This window comes from Acinetobacter sp. YH12040 (assembly GCF_013420005.1).
Taxonomy (GTDB): domain Bacteria; phylum Pseudomonadota; class Gammaproteobacteria; order Pseudomonadales; family Moraxellaceae; genus Acinetobacter; species Acinetobacter amyesii.
In genome coordinates, this window is sequence record NZ_VOZB01000002.1 from 163,300 (window position 1) to 181,963 (window position 18,664).

General features: G+C 39.1%; 16 protein-coding genes. 9 read left to right on the forward strand and 7 right to left on the reverse strand.

The features are described from left to right. Window positions 1-2: 2 nt before the first annotated feature. Window positions 3-596, reverse strand: a complete 594-nt coding sequence (locus FTT99_RS03025; RefSeq protein WP_078192265.1) for a LysE family translocator — start codon at window positions 594-596, stop codon at window positions 3-5. A gap of 436 nt (window positions 597-1,032) precedes the next feature. On the opposite strand from FTT99_RS03025, the gene FTT99_RS03030 reads away from it, so the two are divergent. From FTT99_RS03030 to FTT99_RS03040, 3 genes are read left to right on the forward strand one after another with little or no spacing between them, the layout of a single operon-like run. Further along, entirely contained in the window at window positions 1,033-2,040 is a 1,008-nt protein-coding gene (locus FTT99_RS03030; protein ID WP_180130038.1) for a TAXI family TRAP transporter solute-binding subunit, read from the forward strand. Beyond that, entirely contained in the window at window positions 2,018-2,512 is a 495-nt protein-coding gene (locus FTT99_RS03035) for a DUF1850 domain-containing protein (protein ID WP_257229265.1), read from the forward strand. Before FTT99_RS03030 ends, FTT99_RS03035 begins: the two co-directional genes overlap by 23 nt. Continuing rightward, window positions 2,509-4,521, forward strand: coding sequence for a TRAP transporter permease (locus tag FTT99_RS03040; RefSeq protein ID WP_067764590.1), 2,013 nt, complete (start codon window positions 2,509-2,511; stop codon window positions 4,519-4,521). Before FTT99_RS03035 ends, FTT99_RS03040 begins: the two co-directional genes overlap by 4 nt. 501 nt (window positions 4,522-5,022) lie before the next feature. On the opposite strand, the gene apbC is transcribed toward FTT99_RS03040, so the two are convergent. Continuing rightward, window positions 5,023-6,291 carry an iron-sulfur cluster carrier protein ApbC gene (gene apbC / locus FTT99_RS03045; protein ID WP_180101819.1) on the reverse strand — a complete coding sequence of 423 codons (1,269 nt, stop codon included), beginning with the start codon at window positions 6,289-6,291 and terminating at the stop codon, window positions 5,023-5,025. A 347-nt stretch (window positions 6,292-6,638) separates the two neighbouring features. Between apbC and FTT99_RS03050 the strand changes: the two genes are divergently transcribed. Beyond that, window positions 6,639-6,977 (forward strand): hypothetical protein, encoded by a 339-nt coding sequence (locus tag FTT99_RS03050; protein WP_180025844.1) that lies wholly within the window; start codon window positions 6,639-6,641, stop codon window positions 6,975-6,977. 50 nt (window positions 6,978-7,027) lie between these two features. Here FTT99_RS03050 and FTT99_RS03055 read toward each other — a convergent pair whose 3' ends face one another. Both FTT99_RS03055 and FTT99_RS03060 read right to left on the reverse strand, forming a co-directional pair. Next, a complete protein-coding gene (locus FTT99_RS03055) occupies window positions 7,028-7,426 on the reverse strand; it encodes a hypothetical protein (protein ID WP_180130035.1) in 399 nt (132 codons plus the stop codon). A gap of 278 nt (window positions 7,427-7,704) precedes the next feature. Next, window positions 7,705-8,502: a hypothetical protein gene (locus tag FTT99_RS03060; protein WP_180130032.1), complete on the reverse strand. Its 798-nt coding sequence runs from the start codon at window positions 8,500-8,502 to the stop codon at window positions 7,705-7,707. Window positions 8,503-8,674: 172 nt separating this feature from the next. Here FTT99_RS03060 and metG point away from each other — a divergent pair, with 172 nt between their 5' ends. Next, complete coding sequence (gene metG / locus FTT99_RS03065) at window positions 8,675-10,732, forward strand: methionine--tRNA ligase (RefSeq protein ID WP_180130029.1); 2,058 nt, start codon at window positions 8,675-8,677, stop codon at window positions 10,730-10,732. Window positions 10,733-10,880: 148 nt separating this feature from the next. Here the strand turns inward: metG and FTT99_RS03070 are convergent, their stop codons facing one another. Together FTT99_RS03070 and FTT99_RS03075 are read right to left on the reverse strand one after the other, a co-directional pair. Beyond that, entirely contained in the window at window positions 10,881-12,881 is a 2,001-nt protein-coding gene (locus tag FTT99_RS03070) for an ATP-binding protein (RefSeq protein ID WP_180161216.1), read from the reverse strand. Window positions 12,882-13,183: 302 nt separating this feature from the next. Beyond that, window positions 13,184-13,807 carry a LysE family translocator gene (locus FTT99_RS03075; RefSeq protein WP_078191198.1) on the reverse strand — a complete coding sequence of 208 codons (624 nt, stop codon included), beginning with the start codon at window positions 13,805-13,807 and terminating at the stop codon, window positions 13,184-13,186. 171 nt (window positions 13,808-13,978) lie between these two features. Between FTT99_RS03075 and FTT99_RS03080 the strand changes: the two genes are divergently transcribed. Continuing rightward, window positions 13,979-14,437 carry a DIP1984 family protein gene (locus FTT99_RS03080; RefSeq protein WP_180078197.1) on the forward strand — a complete coding sequence of 153 codons (459 nt, stop codon included), beginning with the start codon at window positions 13,979-13,981 and terminating at the stop codon, window positions 14,435-14,437. Window positions 14,438-14,674: 237 nt separating this feature from the next. On the opposite strand, the gene FTT99_RS03085 is transcribed toward FTT99_RS03080, so the two are convergent. Continuing rightward, window positions 14,675-14,878, reverse strand: coding sequence for an NF038215 family lipoprotein (locus tag FTT99_RS03085; RefSeq protein WP_078191077.1), 204 nt, complete (start codon window positions 14,876-14,878; stop codon window positions 14,675-14,677). Between the two features lie 306 nt (window positions 14,879-15,184). On the opposite strand from FTT99_RS03085, the gene FTT99_RS03090 reads away from it, so the two are divergent. The 3 genes from FTT99_RS03090 to FTT99_RS03100 all read left to right on the forward strand — a co-directional run bounded on the left by FTT99_RS03090 (window position 15,185) and on the right by FTT99_RS03100 (window position 18,570). Then, window positions 15,185-15,733 carry a TetR/AcrR family transcriptional regulator gene (locus FTT99_RS03090; protein WP_180130025.1) on the forward strand — a complete coding sequence of 183 codons (549 nt, stop codon included), beginning with the start codon at window positions 15,185-15,187 and terminating at the stop codon, window positions 15,731-15,733. 6 nt (window positions 15,734-15,739) lie between these two features. Then, window positions 15,740-17,389 (forward strand): MFS transporter, encoded by a 1,650-nt coding sequence (locus tag FTT99_RS03095; RefSeq protein ID WP_180130022.1) that lies wholly within the window; start codon window positions 15,740-15,742, stop codon window positions 17,387-17,389. 62 nt (window positions 17,390-17,451) lie between these two features. Then, entirely contained in the window at window positions 17,452-18,570 is a 1,119-nt protein-coding gene (locus FTT99_RS03100; protein WP_180161218.1) for an HlyD family secretion protein, read from the forward strand. The last annotated feature ends 94 nt before the right edge of the window (window positions 18,571-18,664 follow it).

Genomic DNA, 18,664 nt, shown 5'->3' on the forward strand with positions numbered 1-18,664 from the left:
ATTTAGAGTTTTAAAATCGCAGAATAACTCAGTGGAATCGAAAAACTAACCAAGACTAGCGATGCTGTTCGTTGTAAATTGGCTTGATTGAGCCAACTAATTTTATTCGATGCCAAAACGGAACCAAGGAAGGTCCAAAAAAATGCAATAGGAACGATCAACAACAAAAAGATCAGCATGTGAGCTACATAATACTGCGCATTTTGCCAAGCCAATGCAGGAAAAATCGCAGATGCAAATAATAGTGCTTTAGGATTTAATAACGTCGCAACAAAGAGTTCGCGTGCACGAATGCCCTTTTGATTAAAATTTTCAGCAACAGTTGCTGTACGCCATAATCGCATAGCCAAAAATAGAATATAGCCAGCACTAAACAGTTTTAAAATGGTCGGCAGTAAAGGCAGATGTACGGAAATTTTACCAATGAGAAAACCCCATAGGCTAATCGAAATAAGATAACCAAAGGCTTCCGCTGGAATGAGTCGGAATGATTTACGTAGCCCAACTTGAATACCCGAAGATGCGAGTAAGGTATTGGTTGGTCCTGGCGTTAACAAAATACTGATAACTAGACCAATAAAAAACCATGAAATCATACTTTGACCTCAAACTTAATCCGCGAAGATTAATTCAGTTGTTTCGTATTAGCAAAATAAAAAATAGAAATGCTTATAAAAAACTCCTTATTTAATTATAAATTCAGTAACTTAAATAGAAAAACAAAACCTTAGCTGAACAGTCATTCAGAGCACCTTACAATTCAAAGAAATATCTTGAACTTATATTTATAAAAGAAATTTCACATGATTCCATGTATACCCTACAGTTTTTACACGTAACAAAATATTATTAAAATAAACGATATAGCTCCATGCCATTCTTACGCATAACCATTATTTATTGGAGACTAAAAAATCAAAAAAAAATACTTTTCAAAAATAATTGATTAAGTTATGTTCAATTGAGTAGTGGAAATTAAAATTAAAACTCATCAAATCAATATTCAAAATTTATGTGTAAAAGGACGTTTCTATGAACCAATGGACAAAACTCACGTTACTCTCGGTTACTTTGGCGTGTATTACTGCTTGCTCAAATGATCAATCTACTTCAAAAAATACCACGGAAGGAAAAAGCGCAGAAACTGCTACATCTGACAAACTTCAAACCAAGTTCGTAACCATTGCAACTGGCGGAGCATCAGGACCTTACAATGTGATTGGGACGAGTCTTGCAGAAATTTATAACAAAACTTTTGGTGTAAATTCTAAGACTCAGACTACAGGTGCATCAGTCGAAAACTTAAACCTTCTCAAACAGAATAAAGTTGAAATGGCATTTGTTATGAGTGACAGCTTAACAGAAGCACTGAACGGAGCAGGAAGTTTCGCAAATGGTAAAGTTGAGAATGTCAGCCAAGTCGCAGCGCTTTATCCAAACTACGTACAAATCGTAACCTCTAAAAAATCAGGGATCAAAAATATCGAAGATTTGAAAGGTAAACGTATCGCTGTGGGTGCACAAAATTCAGGTGTAGAAGTAAATGCACGCACACTGTTGAATGGTTTTGGAATCACCTATAAAGATATTAAAGTTGATTATTTAGGCTATGCTGAAGCCGCTGATGCTTTAAAAGGTGGCAAGCTTGATGCAGCATTCCTGACTAGTGGCATTCCAAATTCATCACTCATGGAACTTCAACAAAGCTTTGATCTACAGTTAGTTTCAATCAATGCAGATAAAGTCAAAGAAATAGCTAAAGATCAAAGTTATTTCTTACCGATGATTATTCCAAAAGGCACATATGGCAATACTGCGGACATTCAAACTGCCGCAATTAAAAATGCATTAGTTGTTCGCACAGATATATCGGATGATGATGTCTACAAACTAACAAAAACTTTCTTTGACAGTTTGCCTCAATTGGCAACTTCACACCAAGCAGCAACAGAAATCAGGCTTGAAGGTGCTCTACAAGGCCTTGTAGCGCCTCTACATCCAGGCGCGAAACGCTACTATGATGAAGTGGCTAAAAAATAATAAGCTTCAAATAAATGCAGTTTATACTGCATTTTTTATATTGTTCTTCTTAATCTATGCTAGCTATCCAACACTGTATACGCAGGTTAGAGTTGAAACTGATATATGCAAAATTTCAACTGATCAATTTGATTTACAGTGGAAGCATTCAGTAGAAAAGACGGCTTGGTCTGAACAATATCAGCGTCAAAAGAATAAGTTTTTACTGCGCCACACCGATTTGATTTCATTTGGTGCAGGTACACCCTCAAATTATCCCATTGAGTTTCAAAAAAATGGTGTGATTAGAATGCGGGTCAATCAAAATATAGATGAAATCAACTGGGTGATTTCTAGAAATATGCAAGGCACGATCCTCGCTGACCAAAAAATTTGGTCTATTTTTCAAAGTTACCCAGACTATAGTTTGGTCAACATCTCGGTTCAATATCAACCCAAATGGAAGTCTTGGTGGATTGGAGAATGCCTATGAATTCCAAAGAAGATAAAGTTGTATTAGAACAACTCGATGAGAAACAACAACAAGCCATATTAGAAAAATTTGATCGGGAATCTGTTACTCGAATCAATATGAGCAAATCTGTTACCTACTTTGTTGCATTTGTAGCGATCTTTTATTCATTATTTCATTTATTTATTACGTTTAATCCTTTACCTGAGTTAATACAGCGTGCAGCCCATGTCGCTATTGGCCTAGCACTCATTTTCTTACTCTATCCAGCTCGTCAAGCAAGCTCCCGGCAGCATATTTCACTTCTCGATTGGTTCTTGGCTTTGCTTTCCATCTTCAGTTTTTTATATTTATGGAAAGAATATCAATCTATTATGACCACTCGAGGTGGTATTCCAAATACCTTAGATATCGCGTTTGCAATTATGAGTGTGGTATTAGTCATAGAAGCAACTCGCCGGGTCATGGGGTGGATGCTGCCCATTTTAAGTTTAATTTTCCTGACCTATACATTTATCAGTCACTTTGATTGGTTGCCAGATCGATTAATTACTCGCCCTTATACCATCAGCGACATTTTCGGACATATGTATTTAAAAACCGAAGGCTTATATTCTTCGGCAATTGGTGCATCCGTCACTTTTATTTTCTTATTTATCCTTTTTGGTGCTTTTCTTGCAAAATCAGGTATGGGGAAATTGTTCAATGATCTTGCCATGGCATTGGCGGGTCATAAACAAGGTGGTCCTGCCAAAGTTGCTGTAATTTCAAGTGGATTTATGGGCAGTATTAATGGAACTGCTGTTGCCAATGTTGTTGGCACAGGCTCATTTACCATTCCATTGATGAAAAAAATTGGTTATCACAAGAATTTTGCTGGTGCCGTTGAAGCCAGTGCATCCGTCGGTGGACAAATTTTGCCGCCAGTCATGGGTGCGAGTGCATTCATTATGGCCGAAACAACTGGCGTGAGTTATGGCACGATTGCACTAGCCGCATTATTACCTGCCTTATTGTATTACCTTGGCGTCATGGCTCAAGTTCATTTCCGTGCGGGTAAAGATGATCTGAAAGGCGTACCTAAAGCTGATTTACCTAAAGTAAAAGAAGTTCTAAAAGAGCGTGGACATTTACTTATTCCAATTTTGGCACTGGTCTTTTTCTTATTTCAAAATATTCCTGTGAGCTATGCTGCTGTCTACACCATCGTCCTGACCATCTTTGTAGCAGCTTTAAGAAAATCAACACGAATGGGTGTAAAAGATATTTTAGATGCGCTCGTTGATGGAGCCAAACAATCATTATCTGTGATGGCTGCTTGTGCTGTCGTTGGTATTATTATCGGCGTAGTAAGTCTGACAAGTTTTGGTTCAGTAATGACTTCTTCAATTATGAGTTTAGGTGCAGGTAGTCTCTTTCTCACTTTATTTTTAACCATGATTGCATCGATGATTTTAGGCATGGGGCTTCCATCTATTCCGGCCTATATCATTACTGCCACCATGGCAGCACCAGCACTCGCAAACTTTGATATCCCTGTATTAGTCGCGCATATGTTTGTGTTCTATTTTGGTTTATTTGCAAACATCACCCCACCAGTTGCCCTTGCCGCCTTTGCGGGCGCAGGAATTGCAGGCGGTGATCCAATGCGCACTGGGTTTCAGGCCTTAAAACTATCTCTTGCTGGTTTTATTGTTCCATTTTTATTCGTTTATAACCCTGCCATGCTGATGATTGATACCACCAATGTTGCAGTCAATGCTCGAGAATTTGCCTTTCCTGCATGGACAACTATAGTGAGTATTACTGTCACTTCAGTGATAGGAATTCTCGCTTTAGGCTCCGCAGTTGAAGGTTATTTCAAGACTTATCTCAACTGGTTCTGGCGTATTTTTTTAGGTGTGGGTGCGCTGTGTATGATTATTCCAGAAACCATTACAGATATTGTAGGCATTATCATGGTCATCATCGCAATTACGGTGAATATTATCACTGCTAAACGTAAAGCAAACCCGTCTCTTTCCTCCTAAAAAACCAATTAAAAAGCCCGGTAATTACCGGGCTTTTTAATTTCTTAGACTAAGGCGTACCCTCATTTGATGGGTGGGTTTTAATGACTTCAAATAATATTTAAAATTATTTGTTCCTCTATATTTTTTCAATGCTAAGCCCCTTGTAACAGAGGACATTTGGCAAAAAATCTAAGACACAATGCGTTTGTACAGTTACTGCCGTTCAAAGAATTGATCCTAGCCAAAATAATAGAAATATCGTGAAAGCTATTTTGTAAAAACTAAGTACAAACGCGACATCCTTTGATATGCCTCAAGAATTTTATCCTTGGCATACGGCTTATAATCGCAGGAAAAATAAGAAATTGTGCAAATCGTTTTTTAGATGTGTAATTCATAGACATCGTTGAATGTCTAAAGTTCAGTACTCATAATTTTCAAACACTCCCAATACCACGTTATAAAAAATCTGGCACGAGGCCAGATTTTAATACGATCAACTTAAATTTCAGTTCACCCTTAGAAAATACGGTTTTTATCTTTTTCAGCCTGAGGTAATGCATCTGCAACTTTTTGTGCAATCGCCATGTAGCTTTCAGCAGCATCATCACCTGCTATCACAGATGGTTTCCCTGCATCGGCATTTTCACGAATTTGTACATTCAGCGGTAAACGACCTAAGAGCGGAATGTCGTATTGGGCTGAAAGTTGGTCGCCACCACCTGTACCAAAGATTTGCTCTTCATGCCCACAGTTCGAACAAATATGGGTCGACATATTTTCAACCACACCCATCACTGGGATGTGTACACGGTTAAACAACTCAATGCCTTTGGTCGCATCCATTAATGCAACGTTCTGTGGTGTCGTCACAATCACAGCACCTGTCACTGGTATACGCTGTGCAAGCGTCAACTGAATATCACCTGTGCCTGGCGGCATATCAATGACCAATACATCCAGATCAGGCCACAACGTTTGGTTAAAGAGCTGCATTAACGCCCCTGTCGCTTTCGGCCCACGCCAAGCCACTGGCGTATTGTTATCTCCAGTTAAGTGACCAATTGAAAGTACAGCCATACCATATGCTTCGATAGGAACAAATTGCTCAGCTTCAATCATCGGCGTACGGCCAGCGTTACCGAGCATCGTTGGAATACTTGGACCATAGATATCCGCATCTAAAACGCCAACTTTTAGCCCCAATTTCTGTAATGCCAAAGCTAAGTTAACTGTCGTGGTTGACTTACCCACACCACCTTTACCAGATGACACCAAAATGACATTTTGAATGCGTGGGTGTTTCGGTACATCACGCTGTTGTGGAGCGGCTTTTTGAATCGGTGGGTTATTCGGATCAACTTCGGCAGGTGCTTCGGGTGTTTTCGCAGACGCATCCACAACTGGAGGTAACTGGCTTTTTGCTGCTGAACTTTCAGCTTTTTCTTGGCTAGAACAGCTTTCGCCTTCTGCATGGTGATGACCGCAACCACCCGATGTATGTCCAGTCTTTTGCTGAATCACGTGCATATTTAATTCTGTGATGCCACATTTTTCCAATGCATCGGCCAAATCATCATGGATTTTTTGTAAGTCATCGGCTTCTGAAGGAAAGGTATTAATCGTGATCTGCAAGATCTGACCTTGCACATTTACCTGTGTAATACGGTCTTTTAAAGCATTATTTGAATTGGGAAGTACATAGTTTTGTAAAACCTGTTGGATTTCCTCTTCTTTCACCTCTTGGGAGGGTGAAAACACAGATTTTAGAGAAGAAAGCCACGACATTATGTTGTCTCCAAACAGGAAAATCAAAAGATAATAGCGATAGTTTACCTGTTCATCTGCCCCAGAGTAAGAGGGAGATGAATGACTTATCCCTATAAACTTATAAAGTTGAGTAATTTAGTCAGCTTTCAAACAATTTTTCTAACGTGTGACGCTTAAAAATGCACCTGCAACTGATTTTTGCGGCTAAACCAAAGCCTTTAAATTTGTATTGATTACATATCAACCATACATTTTCAGCGTAATTTCAGTTTATATTTCAGTCGTTTCAACAGAATAATCATAGCGATGGATGTGCAATCTAAAGGCACATTTTGTGCTTTTTAGTTTTTAAAATGGGGATGACGATGTATCCGAAGACTATCTATAAGAAGAATATTTATAAAACGACTTTATGTGCCTTGATGCTCCTGACTTCAGCAGCCTATGCAGAAATTGCGACTGAAGCCATTCAAACACCTGACCGACAAACTGTAGCGATTGGTGATAGCATCGATCTCATGCGCTCGCGTATGCAAGCTTCTCCGATGAAAATGGTGTCTTATCCGCTGCAAGAGAAAAATCTGCCTGCGAAACTAGCAGTAGATTACACCTATGAAATTGCCAATATGCGCTATGTGATTACCATAGTCGATGATCAAGTCAAAAATATTAAGACTGAAAATTTAGATGGATTAAAACAATGAATCCTAAAAAAGCCGCTCAAGATAGAGCGGCTTTTTTCATCAGACCTAATTTAAGCTTGGTCATCTTTTTTAAACTTATTCAGTGTGTCAGTGGCTTTCTTTTTTAACTCGTCAAATTTCTCTGTCGCCTGCACTTTTAGTTCATCAAATTTTTCGACAGCCTCATGTTTAAGTTCGGAAGCTTTGACTTTGGCTTCATCTAATTTGTGACTGGCTTCAGCCTTGAGATGCTCAAATTTATCTTTGGCTTCATTACTCTGCTCGGTATGTTCATGCTTGGCATCATTTAAGGCTTTTTCGCCTTCGAGTTTTAACTCTTCAGCTTTATGCTTTGCACCATCGAGGGCTTTTTCACCTTCAAGCTGAGCTTCTTTGGCTTTGAGCTTTAGATCATCACCCAATTCTGACGCTTTATCTTTCAATTGATCAATTTTATTTTCAGTTGTCATCGTTCTCGCCTCTTCTCTGTTATTGTCTAACAATAGTTATAACGTGCTTTGACGGGATGACCTTAAAAATATGCATTTAGAAACAATTGAGCTACATGACGTTGCATTTATGCTTTTTGGCATAAGGTTAGGAGTTAAAATTGATCCGAGTTTAAATGTATTAAATCATTGAAAAATATAAAGGCTATTTTTATTGTATTGATATTCATCAATCTAAATTAAGCAAAAGGAATAACGGTAAAGCCCCTAATGACGCACTTTACCGCTACATAAAAAGATTATTTGCTGACCGTGCTCATAAAGCTTACTGCGGAAAACAGCCAAATAAATAGGATGAAACTCCGTCCCTGATTAAAATGCGCGACGTCGGTCCCATGCAAAATATTATGGCGGGTCATGGCTACAGTAGAGCTGCTATCCATTTGATAGGCTGCCAATTCGGCAAAATAATGATTCAGTTCATTGGCAATTTTTGCTTTATGCCAAAGACTCTTAATTTCACTGCCTTTTAGACCGGGTACAATTTTATATACATCGACAAACTTGGTACCGCTCTGCTTTAAAAAGCCCGTTTGAATCAGTACATCCGTTAAAATGCCTTCTAACTGTGCATACAAGACAGGGATACAACCGGCATGGAAATTCAGCTTATACAGTTTAAAAGCTTCAAGTAGAACCAAACGACGTTGCGCTTTATTTTCACCAATCTCTAAGGCATCAAAGGCTTTCAACATTTCTGTCTGAAAGAACTCGGTGTTAATCGCATCGAGTAAATGAAACTGTTTTTGATCTTCATGTTGATGCAGCAATTGCCAAAAGTACAACAAGTTTAAGGCGTCATTTGCCACTTTCATTTCTACAGGTTGATCAAGCTCATCGGCCAATACATCGAAGTAAGGTTCAGTTGTAGCCAAATCACGTAAAGTCTGAATCAGTAATGCATGTTCATCTGCCGAAATCTGCTCAAGGTATTGTTGTGCTTCTTTGACAATGTGCTGACCGAGTTGTTTATTACGCTGTTGATTTTGCGGAATACGGGTCACAGGCTGGTCGTCATCATAATCGTCGTCGTACATGGGCTTGTCACTCTAAAGGCATCACAGATATGCCCTATTATCACTGTAATTGTGTCAGCAATATAGATTTTTTTACTTTTGCAAAGATTTCACCTATTCCCTTGTGCAAGTACTGGCTATCTCATGTAAAATTACAGCCCATTGCATAAATACGAATGAGAGAGTCATATCCGTGCGTAATATTTTAGTTACTAACGCCCTTCCATACGCGAATGGCCCAATTCATATGGGTCATTTACTCGGTTATATCCAAGCTGATATTTGGGTTCGTGCCATGCGTGCAATGGGTCATAACGTGACTTATGTATGTGCGGATGATGCTCACGGCACAGCGATTATGCTACGTGCGGAAGCCAATGGTATTTCGCCTGAACAGCAAATTGCCAATGTGCAAAAAGAACATGAACGTGACTTTGCTGGCTTTAGAGTTGACTTTGACCATTACGACTCAACTAATAGCCCTGAAAACCAAGCACGTGCTTCTGAGATTTATATCAAAAACCGTGAAGCGGGCAACATTGCAGTACGCCCTGTGACGCAATTGTTTGACCCTGAAAAAACAATGTTCTTGTCTGACCGTTTCATTAAAGGTACATGCCCGAAATGTAAAGCGGAAGACCAATACGGCGACTCATGTGAAGTGTGCGGTACAACCTACAACGCAACTGAGTTACTCAATCCAAAATCGACTTTGAGCGGTGCGACACCTGTAGAAAAATCTTCAGATCACTACTTCTTTAAACTGCCAAACTTTGGTGAATACCTGCAAAAATGGACAAGAGACGAAGGCCGTCTGCCTGTGTCAATTGCCAATAAACTTGATGAATGGTTTGAAGCAGGTTTATCGGATTGGGATATTTCTCGTGATGCACCTTACTTTGGTTTTGAAATTCCAGATGCGCCAAACAAATATTTCTACGTTTGGGTAGATGCGCCAATCGGCTATATGTCGAGCTTTGAAAACTACATCAAGACTAAACGTCCAGATTTAAGCTTTGACGATTACTGGAAAAAAGATTCGAAAAATGAAGTCTATCACTTCATTGGTAAAGACATCGTTTACTTCCACGCGTTGTTCTGGCCTGCAATGCTTGAAGGTGCAAACTACCGCACCCCAACAAGCTTATTCGTCAACGGTTTCTTGACTGTAAACGGTCAGAAGATGTCTAAATCTCGCGGTACCTTCATTAAAGCGGAAACGTATCTTGAGCATTTAAACCCTGAATACTTACGTTACTACTTCGCGTCGAAGCTTTCTGACAAAGTTGAAGATTCTGACTTAAATCTTGATGATTTCGTTCAGAAAGTAAACTCCGACCTTGTTGGTAAAGTGGTCAATATCGCAAGCCGTTGTGCCAAGTTCATAAACACCAAGTTTGATAACAACCTTTCTGCAACGTGTGCTGAACCTGAATTGGTACAAAGCTTTATTGATGCAGGCGCTTCAATCGCTGCTCAATATGAAGCACGTGAATTCTCTGCTGCAATCCGTGAAATCATGGCGCTTGCTGACAAAGCCAACCAATATATCGACGAGAAAAAGCCTTGGGCTTTAGCGAAAATTGAAGGCGAAGAACAACAAGTTCATGACGTATGTTCTGTCGGCATCAACTTGTTCCGTCAATTGGCTGTGTACCTTGCACCAGTACTTCCTACCTTGGCAGCCGAAGTTCAAAGCTTCTTAAAACTTGAATCTTTCGACTTTGCGTCTGGTAAAACGATTTTGGTGGATCATGAAATTGCTCAATTCCAACCATTAATGCAGCGTGTAGATCCAAAAGCTGTTGCTGCTATGGTTGATGCGTCTAAAGACTCTTTAGCTGCCCCTGCGGAAGCACCAAAAGCTGAGAAGAAAAAAGAGAAGAAAGCTGAAAAGAAACCTGAGCCTAAAGTCGGCGAAGCTGAAATCATCGGTATCGAAGACTTTATGAAAGTTGACTTGCGTGTGGCTAAAGTTTTAGAAGCAGCTCATGTTGAAGGTTCAGACAAACTGCTTCAATTGACTTTAAATGTCGGCGAAGCTGAGCCACGTAACGTGTTTAGCGGTATTCGTGAGTTCTACCAACCTGAAGACCTTAAAGGTAAACTGGTGGTGATGGTGGCTAACCTTGCACCACGTAAGATGCGTTTTGGTATTTCTAACGGTATGGTATTAGCTGCGGGTAATGGCGATGGTGTGTGGGTGATTTCACCTGAATCTGGTGCTAAACCGGGTGATAAAGTGTCTTGAGATTTAAATCTTAGATAAGAAAAAGCCTCTACGTTGTAGGGGCTTTTTTTCTGCCTTTAGGTTCCCTCTCCTTTTAGGAGAGGGTTAGGGAGAGGTGCTTTTAAAAACTTTATAAAAACATATTTACTTTTAATAGAGGTTTTTACTTCTAACTTGCTATTTTTCCTTGTAAATCATCTACAAGAGAAATTTTGCTTTCATCAGATAAATCCGCGTATTTAGATTTTAGATTATCTAATAAGTAGCTGTTAGATAAATTAAATTCTTCAAAAATAGTGTACCAATCTTTTACATAGCATTTTATTTTTCCATCATCTAATACTAAGCCTAATTCATTTTTATCCTTATTATTTTTTAAATGAGAATTTATTAAGTAATCATTTTTAGAAATTTTACGACCAACTAATATCAATTCGAAATATAATTTACTGTTACCTAATTCTGGATGATTTGATATGATTGATGCATATTCAAGCAACTGTTGAAGATGCTTGTGATTTAAAGAAACGCTTGGTCGTTTTATTTCTATCACAACACATTTATATATTTGTTGATTGGTAGAATTTACTGTCTTTCGCTTTCTTGCAAGAAATAAATCAACTTGTCTATTTAGCCCTTCTAAAACAACTTCATTATTTTCATCTTCTTTGTCTAAATCTTCAGTACCAAAATCATTTATGCCGGTTATTGTATTTCTTAAGTTGTGACTAATCGTGGTGAATGAATCCTCTTCTGCTCCTAAAATTTCGTATTGAGACCCAAACAACCAAGTATTAGCTTCAATAATTTTTTGTAGATCTGGAGTTTCTAACACTGTTTTATAATGGTTATTCATTAACTCTTTGAGCTTATTTATCGCTATTTCTCGTTTCTGTAAGGTTTCAATAGTGCTTATAATATTTTCTAAAGTAGTTGATTTTAATTGTTTAGCTAATAGATCAACTTGCGTGTCATTTAAATCTAAAACATTATCTAGCACATCAAAGATTGCATCATTTTCATTAGATACTAAGAGTTTATCTAACATTCTAATAATAATTTTTAAAGGTTTAATAGAAAGATTAGCAAAAACTTTTGGATCAGCTAAATATATACTTTTAACAGCATCTTTTGTATTTCTCTTTCGCCACAATGCATAGCTGTTCTCATAGCCAATATAAGATGGAAAATAACCTTTTTCATCGTACTTTTCTATTTGTTCATCAACATACTCTCTAAGATAATCTTCATATATTTCTTTAAGAAAATTACTCATCTCTGAATTAATATCACGTAATATTTTTTGCTGTAATTCAAAGCTTAAATCTATTTCTAATAAATCTTTATTGAAACTGTCATTCCATTCAGATAATGCAAAACAACTAGTATGGAAATCAATTTTATTATTAGCCTTACTTAAGACCTTTGATATCGTTTTTTGTTGTGAATTAAGTAAATAATTATACGATTTATCATTGCTAGGCTTTTCATGCCACCGTATAGCTTTGATCTTAAAATCAAAACCCTGAATTTGGACATCTCTTTCAAAATTTGAATTATCTAAGATTGGTATTTCAACACCATTTAATAAGAGTTTTTTTTGAGGGTTTACTATTAATAACCAGCTAAATTCTTTCCTTAAAGATTCAACAAAAGATTCATCAGTTGGAAAGTTTTTTGTTTTTTCAGAATATAACGAACTGAGAACGACAAATGTTCCCGATTTTAATTTTTTTAGATTGCTATTTTGATCATTATCTTCAAAGAATTGGCAGTCGTATTCTGAAATATTATCTGCTGAAATACTAATTTTTGCGTTAGTATCTTTGAATTTAGTGTACCATACGGCATTATTTGCAAGTGTATGAAATGCTAAACGTCCTCTACCATGAGAACCATGCACATTATCATCATTTTTTTTACTAGATTCATTAAACTTATCAAAACTATTACATAAGTTTGATATATCGATTCCATCTCCATCATCCAAAATTGTGATGTAATCTAGACCAATTGCTTCATTTCTTATCAAACTAATATTTACATTATTGGCTTTCGCATCAAAACCATTCCATATATATTCAAAAATTGACTTGAATGGCTCTTTACTATTGAAGTGTTTTTTAATTCCTTCATTAGTAATCTGTGTTTTCCCCTTAATGATTGTCATGCCGAAAGCCTATTTTTTATTTTATAGAATTAGCCTTTATACTCAATAGTACATTCAAGTGTCAATTTGTGCTAAAAATTAGATTTTTTTCTATGAATTGAATCACCTATAAAAAAGTTAAAGCCCATATTTATAGCACCAACCCTAAGCACTAGAGCTATCACAACCTAAGCTAAATTAATCACCTTTCCCCTTACGAAGCATTGCTTCTCCTCTCCTAAAAGGAGAGGGAATTCATTGTAAATTTAAATATAAACCCAATAAAAAAGCCTCTATCAAAGAGGCTTTTTTGCTTCGTTCAATCACTTCATCCCAAAAATCAGCTTTAATCCAAGCACTGTCATCACTGCCCCAGCTGCCCGATCAAAACCCGCTTTAAACTTCAAATACACTTTGCGGGGTTTTTCTGCTGACAAAGCCACAGCGACCAATGAGCACCAGCCTGCATCGATAAAGAAACACAAAACTGGCAATACAAAGTAGAAATAAGTCGGAATCTCTTTCGGTAAAAGTGCCGTAAAAATACTGGCTAACACAATTGCAATTTTCGGATTCGACAACTGGGTAATTAAACCAGTGGTAAATGCACGACGGAGTGACATTTGCGAGCTGCTGGCATCACCTGCTTCAATCGGTTCTTTGGCATGTTTTATAATTTTAAATGCCATCCAAAGCAGATATAAACCACCACAAATTTTTAAAGCCAAATATGCAGAAGGTACAGCCAATAAAAATGCCTGCAAACCCAATACCGCTAATAGCCCAAATATTGCAGCGCCCAAACCTGTACCAAGTGCGGTAAATAAACCGTGTTTACGTGAAATCGCAATGGAATTCTTCGCCACATAAATTGACGTTGGCCCCGGGCTCATTGCACCAAGTAATAGTGCTGCCGCAATCGAGCCTAATATCCAAAATGATTCCACAGTTACACCGTTTTTACTTAAATTCGTGGCAATTTTACAGACAGAATCTCTGAATTTCTCCCTATAATTTGCAGTGTTTATTTTAATTGACCAAATTTTTCACTATAAATAACTTGAATACCGCATTAATCCATCGCATGATCGCTAAAAGTACAAATTAATATCAAGACAATGAAATTAGCTGAAGCCCTACTTTTACGCAGTGACTTACAAACAAAATTGGCCTCGCTGCAACAAAGAATCAATAACAACGTGCTCATTCAAGAAGGTGATGTACCTAGCGAAGAACCAAATGCTTTAATTCAAGAAGCATTTGCAGTAAATACAGAACTTTATGGTTTAATTGAAAAGATTCACGCCACCAATGCACAAGCTAAAACCGGTTCAGGACGCTGCATGCTTTCAGTGCTCAATGAACGTGATTTATTGACCCAGCAGCATCGTATCTTGCAACAAGCGATTGACAGCTCACGCCGTGAAAATGGTCGTTATAGCTCGAGTGAAATCCGTTGGATTAAAACCATTGCAGTGGCAGATTTACAGAAACAGGCCGATAGCATTAGTCAGCAACTTAGACAAAATAACTTAGAAATTCAGGCATCCAATTGGCAAATAGACCTGATAGATTGACCTGATTTAAGCATTTGAACCACGGTTCATTCCAGTTCGGGCATACTGGGCGAGTACAGAGCCTTTTTTAAATGTTTGTAAGGCTTTAATCCAACAAACTACACTGCAGAAGTAAGACGTCTACTTCAAAATGTTCACACATCTGACGTAGCACACTGCATCTGTGACTCTTTACATGTCACGTCTCACTACCGTGTACTGACAGTATGTCCACCCTATTTTTTATGCACCTATGTGCTAATCGTCATCTGCAGCGGCTTCATTGAGCGCAACATCTTCACGCGGTAATTTATAGTCGTGGTCATTTACAGGGACACCACCAATGATCATGGTGCGATGTTCATTTTGAGGACGATGCAATTCGTCAGTCGTATCACAGCCAACCATCCAAAAACTGCACAGGCACAGCATAGGCAGCACAGCCCGACTTAATTTGCTCATTGGATGCCCTCCATTTTTATAATTATATTGCTTGTAAATTCAGCATAGCATTTTTGTGCAGATATTCACCTTATTTATCTGCCGATTTAGGGTCAGTTGTCAGGAATTATGTCTCGACGGTCTTTCCAATGCGGATGCAGATTGATGCCGATAGAAAAATATTTCCTTTTAAAAATAAATAATTGATTCATTTTATTTAACTACATAGAAGACAAGTTACAAAACTGCTATCGAATACGATTTTACTTCGGACACTTTTGTCCGTTTAATATCTAGATAAATTTAAAATGATGCTGTCAAAGAATAATGTCCACACGTCAACAACTCGCTGCACAAAACCGAGAAATCCTTTTAGAAGCTGCGATTGAGGTATTCCGTATTCACGGAATCAATGCGCCTCTACAACTCATAATGGATCAGGCTCAAGTTGGACGTGCAACGTTTTATCGTAATTTTAATGACCGTCGTGAGTTGGTACTCGCCTTAATGCAAGCTGCCTTGAACCGACTTGAACAGCGTGCGCTTACTTATGCACAGTTCGATGATGGATTTATTCGCCTCATTCAAGACCATATTTATAATATTCCCTATCTCACAGCCCTAATGGAATATTGGCGTGTGATCGATCGAGATGATCCTGCCATGGTTGAAATATACCAACGACGTGATGCCATTTTGCAACCGATGATTGATCAGGCCATTCAAAATGGTCGCTGCCGAGCAGACTTTAAACCGGCAGACTATGCCATGGTCACCTCCATTTTACGTGCAGCTTTGCAAGGCCATACCGAGGCAGATCAGGAAAAACTCGCCAAACGTGCTGTGGAGTTTTTACTACATGGTATTTGCGGGTAATACGTCATGTCCAAATCTCCGCGTTTATTGGAACCTGCTCCGGATTGGACACCCGAAGAAAAACCGACTTTGCCCGGCTCTCCTGCTGCGATTGCACATCCGACCTATAAGCGTTTTTTATACTTCTTTATCGGTTTATTTGTTGCGATCTCGGGGAGTTTAAGTAATGGATTTATCACGGCAAATCTCCCCCTTCTACAAGGTGAATATGGCTTAACGCCTTCAGAAGCGGCATGGATTCCTGCAGCATTTGTTATGGCCAATGTCAGCTCCAACCTAATCTTATTTAAAGCCCGCCAACAATATGGACTTAGGCTATTTTCAGAAATTGGCTTGGTATTATTTATCGCGGTGATGGTGCTGCATTTATTTGTCCATACCTATGAAATGGCAATTTTTGCACGGGTGATCAGCGGCTTACTTGCAGCTCCACTCAGTTCGCTTGGGATGTATTACATCATGCAAGCGTTTAAACGTGCTCATTTTGGTCGTGGGCTTTATCTAGCTTTAGGCTTTCAGCAGTTGGGGATACCGCTGGCATGGATCATGTCGCCCTATCTGGTCGATGTAAATGATTGGTCTATTTTCTATACCTTTGAATTAGGTTTAGCCTTATGTTGTTTGGCGATGGTGGTCTCTCTAAAACTGCCACGCAGTCTACGTATCGAAGTGTTTGAAAAGCAAGATTTATTCACCTTTGCATTATTGGCACCCGGCTTTGCGTTGCTATGTATCGTGTTGAATCAAGGCCCGATTCTTTGGTGGTTTGAAGCTGAATGGTTGGCTTATTTACTCATCGCCGCTTTGATTCTTTTAGTCGTCGGCCTGACCTATGAACATTTTCGGTTCAACCCCCTGATTGTCACACGCTGGCTCGGAACATCGTCTACCGTAAGTTTTATTATCGGTGCCTTTGCCATTCGCTTCCTCATGTCAGAACAAAGCTATGCGGCCGTGAATTTTTTGAAAACCATGGGCATGGGACCCGACCAATTCGTTTCTTTTTATACCGTTGTGCTGATCGGAATTGTCTTAGGCACAGTGTTTAGTGCCCTGACCTTTTCCAAAGAAAAAATCGTATTTCATCTACTTGGTGCAGCAGGTCTCGTGCTCTTCGCCTGTGCACTGGATTACCACCTGACCAGTGATGTACGACCGCATGATTTTTATTGGAGTCAGTTTTTGGTGGGCTTTGCCAGTGGCATGTTTATTGGCCCACTTTTGCTTACAGGCATTGTCAGTGCTTTGCAAAAAGGCCCATCTCACATGGTGACGTTTATCGTGCTGTTTTCTGCAACGCAAACCTTTGGGGGATTGGTCGGATCCTCGTTCTTTTCGACCTATCAGCAAATGCGTACCCAAACCTATCAGGCACAGATTTATAATGATTTATCGCAAACCTCTCCTATAGTCGAACAGCGCCTACAACAATTGGCGCAAAGTGCGCATCAATATTCTTTAGACCCTAATTTAGATCAACAACAAGCCATACGTAGCCTTAATCAAACCATCACTCGAGAAGCCCAAGTTAGAGCCTATAACGATGTGATTTTTTTAAATGGCATATTCGCCGTTTTATTGTTGCTTTGGGGTTTATTGCTGATGGGCAAAAATAAATATCAATTACGCCAACAGCAACGCACGGATAGTAGTTAAAATTTTCCCGACTTAAACAACATAAGCAACCGCCAAATGACCTAATTGATATTGAGAACACCATGACCGACGACCATAAACCCACTGAGCAAGCAGCACCGCAGCAACCACAAACAGTAACCGCCATGCCTGCGCCATCGAGCAAGCTTATTTCTACGCCGCAGCGTACCTTGATTTTTATGTTGATCATCCTCTTGTTGGGGATTGCACTGATCTTATGGGCGTGGCGGATTGGTCCATTTCATAACAGTATCGAGTCGACTGAAAATAGCTATGTCAAAGGCAAAACCACGGTGCTTTCATCACAAATTAATGGTTATGTGAAAGATGTTTTGGTGACGGATTTTGATCATGTGAAAAAAGGTCAAGTGCTTATGCATATCGATGCAACGACCTATGATCAAAAAGTCACACAGGCTGAATCTGGAGTGGAACAAGCACAGAACTCACTTGCCAATCAAAGCCAGGCCATTGAACAACGCAGAGCAGATATTACGGCAGCCGAAGCGAAAGTGGACCAATCACGTGCGGCTTATGAATTAGCTCTTGCACAAATGACGCGCTACCAACAACTCGGCAATACTGGCGCTGCATCGAAATCAGAACAAGATAAAGCCACTGCAGACACTAAAAATAGTTTGGCCCAACTTCATCAAGCAGAAGCCAATTTGCTGGTTGCCAAAGAATCATTCAAAACTGCACAAGTTGCAGCGACAGGGCTTAAAGCGCAAGTGAATAATGCCAAAGCACAATTTGATCAGGCAGTGACCACTAAAGACTACAGCACGATTGTGGCACCTATGGATGGTCAGCTTGGCGAAGTCAGCCCGCGTATTGGTCAATATGTTGCGGCAGGCTCTCAACTGATGTATTTAATTCCACAGCAGCGCTGGGTGACTGCTAACTTTAAAGAAACGCAAATTGCAGATATGCATATTGGTCAAAAAGCTTGGTTCAGCGTCGATGGCATGAAACATCAAAAATTTTACGGCAAAGTTGAGCAAATCTCCCCTGCGGCTGGTTCTGAATTTAGTGTATTGAAACCTGACAATGCCACAGGAAATTTCACTAAAGTCGTGCAACGCATTGCCGTGAAAATTGCAATTGATCCCAATCAACAAGGTTTGGAAAACTTAAGACCCGGTATGTCTGTCGTCACCTCCGTTGATGTTGCTAGTTAGCAGATATCGGCAGTGAAGTGCTATAAGCAGAGTTGAACTGACCAAGATGCAAAGGATTTTATCTTCTGCACCTCCCGTTTTACAATGCCTACCT

What these genes read in the sequence shown, in the direction of transcription:
- FTT99_RS03090 (WP_180130025.1), top strand. Translation starts at nt 15,185, where the DNA reads ATGTCCACACGTCAACAACTCGCTGCACAAAACCGAGAAATCCTTTTA.
- FTT99_RS03060 (WP_180130032.1), bottom strand. Translation starts at nt 8,502, where the DNA reads ATGTACGACGACGATTATGATGACGACCAGCCTGTGACCCGTATTCCG.
- FTT99_RS03070 (WP_180161216.1), bottom strand. Translation starts at nt 12,881, where the DNA reads ATGACAATCATTAAGGGGAAAACACAGATTACTAATGAAGGAATTAAA.
- FTT99_RS03085 (WP_078191077.1), bottom strand. Translation starts at nt 14,878, where the DNA reads ATGAGCAAATTAAGTCGGGCTGTGCTGCCTATGCTGTGCCTGTGCAGT.
- FTT99_RS03095 (WP_180130022.1), top strand. Translation starts at nt 15,740, where the DNA reads ATGTCCAAATCTCCGCGTTTATTGGAACCTGCTCCGGATTGGACACCC.
- apbC (WP_180101819.1), bottom strand. Translation starts at nt 6,291, where the DNA reads ATGTCGTGGCTTTCTTCTCTAAAATCTGTGTTTTCACCCTCCCAAGAG.
- FTT99_RS03055 (WP_180130035.1), bottom strand. Translation starts at nt 7,426, where the DNA reads ATGACAACTGAAAATAAAATTGATCAATTGAAAGATAAAGCGTCAGAA.
- FTT99_RS03080 (WP_180078197.1), top strand. Translation starts at nt 13,979, where the DNA reads ATGAAATTAGCTGAAGCCCTACTTTTACGCAGTGACTTACAAACAAAA.
- FTT99_RS03035 (WP_257229265.1), top strand. Translation starts at nt 2,018, where the DNA reads ATGATGAAGTGGCTAAAAAATAATAAGCTTCAAATAAATGCAGTTTAT.
- FTT99_RS03050 (WP_180025844.1), top strand. Translation starts at nt 6,639, where the DNA reads ATGTATCCGAAGACTATCTATAAGAAGAATATTTATAAAACGACTTTA.
- FTT99_RS03040 (WP_067764590.1), top strand. Translation starts at nt 2,509, where the DNA reads ATGAATTCCAAAGAAGATAAAGTTGTATTAGAACAACTCGATGAGAAA.
- FTT99_RS03025 (WP_078192265.1), bottom strand. Translation starts at nt 596, where the DNA reads ATGATTTCATGGTTTTTTATTGGTCTAGTTATCAGTATTTTGTTAACG.
- FTT99_RS03030 (WP_180130038.1), top strand. Translation starts at nt 1,033, where the DNA reads ATGAACCAATGGACAAAACTCACGTTACTCTCGGTTACTTTGGCGTGT.
- FTT99_RS03100 (WP_180161218.1), top strand. Translation starts at nt 17,452, where the DNA reads ATGACCGACGACCATAAACCCACTGAGCAAGCAGCACCGCAGCAACCA.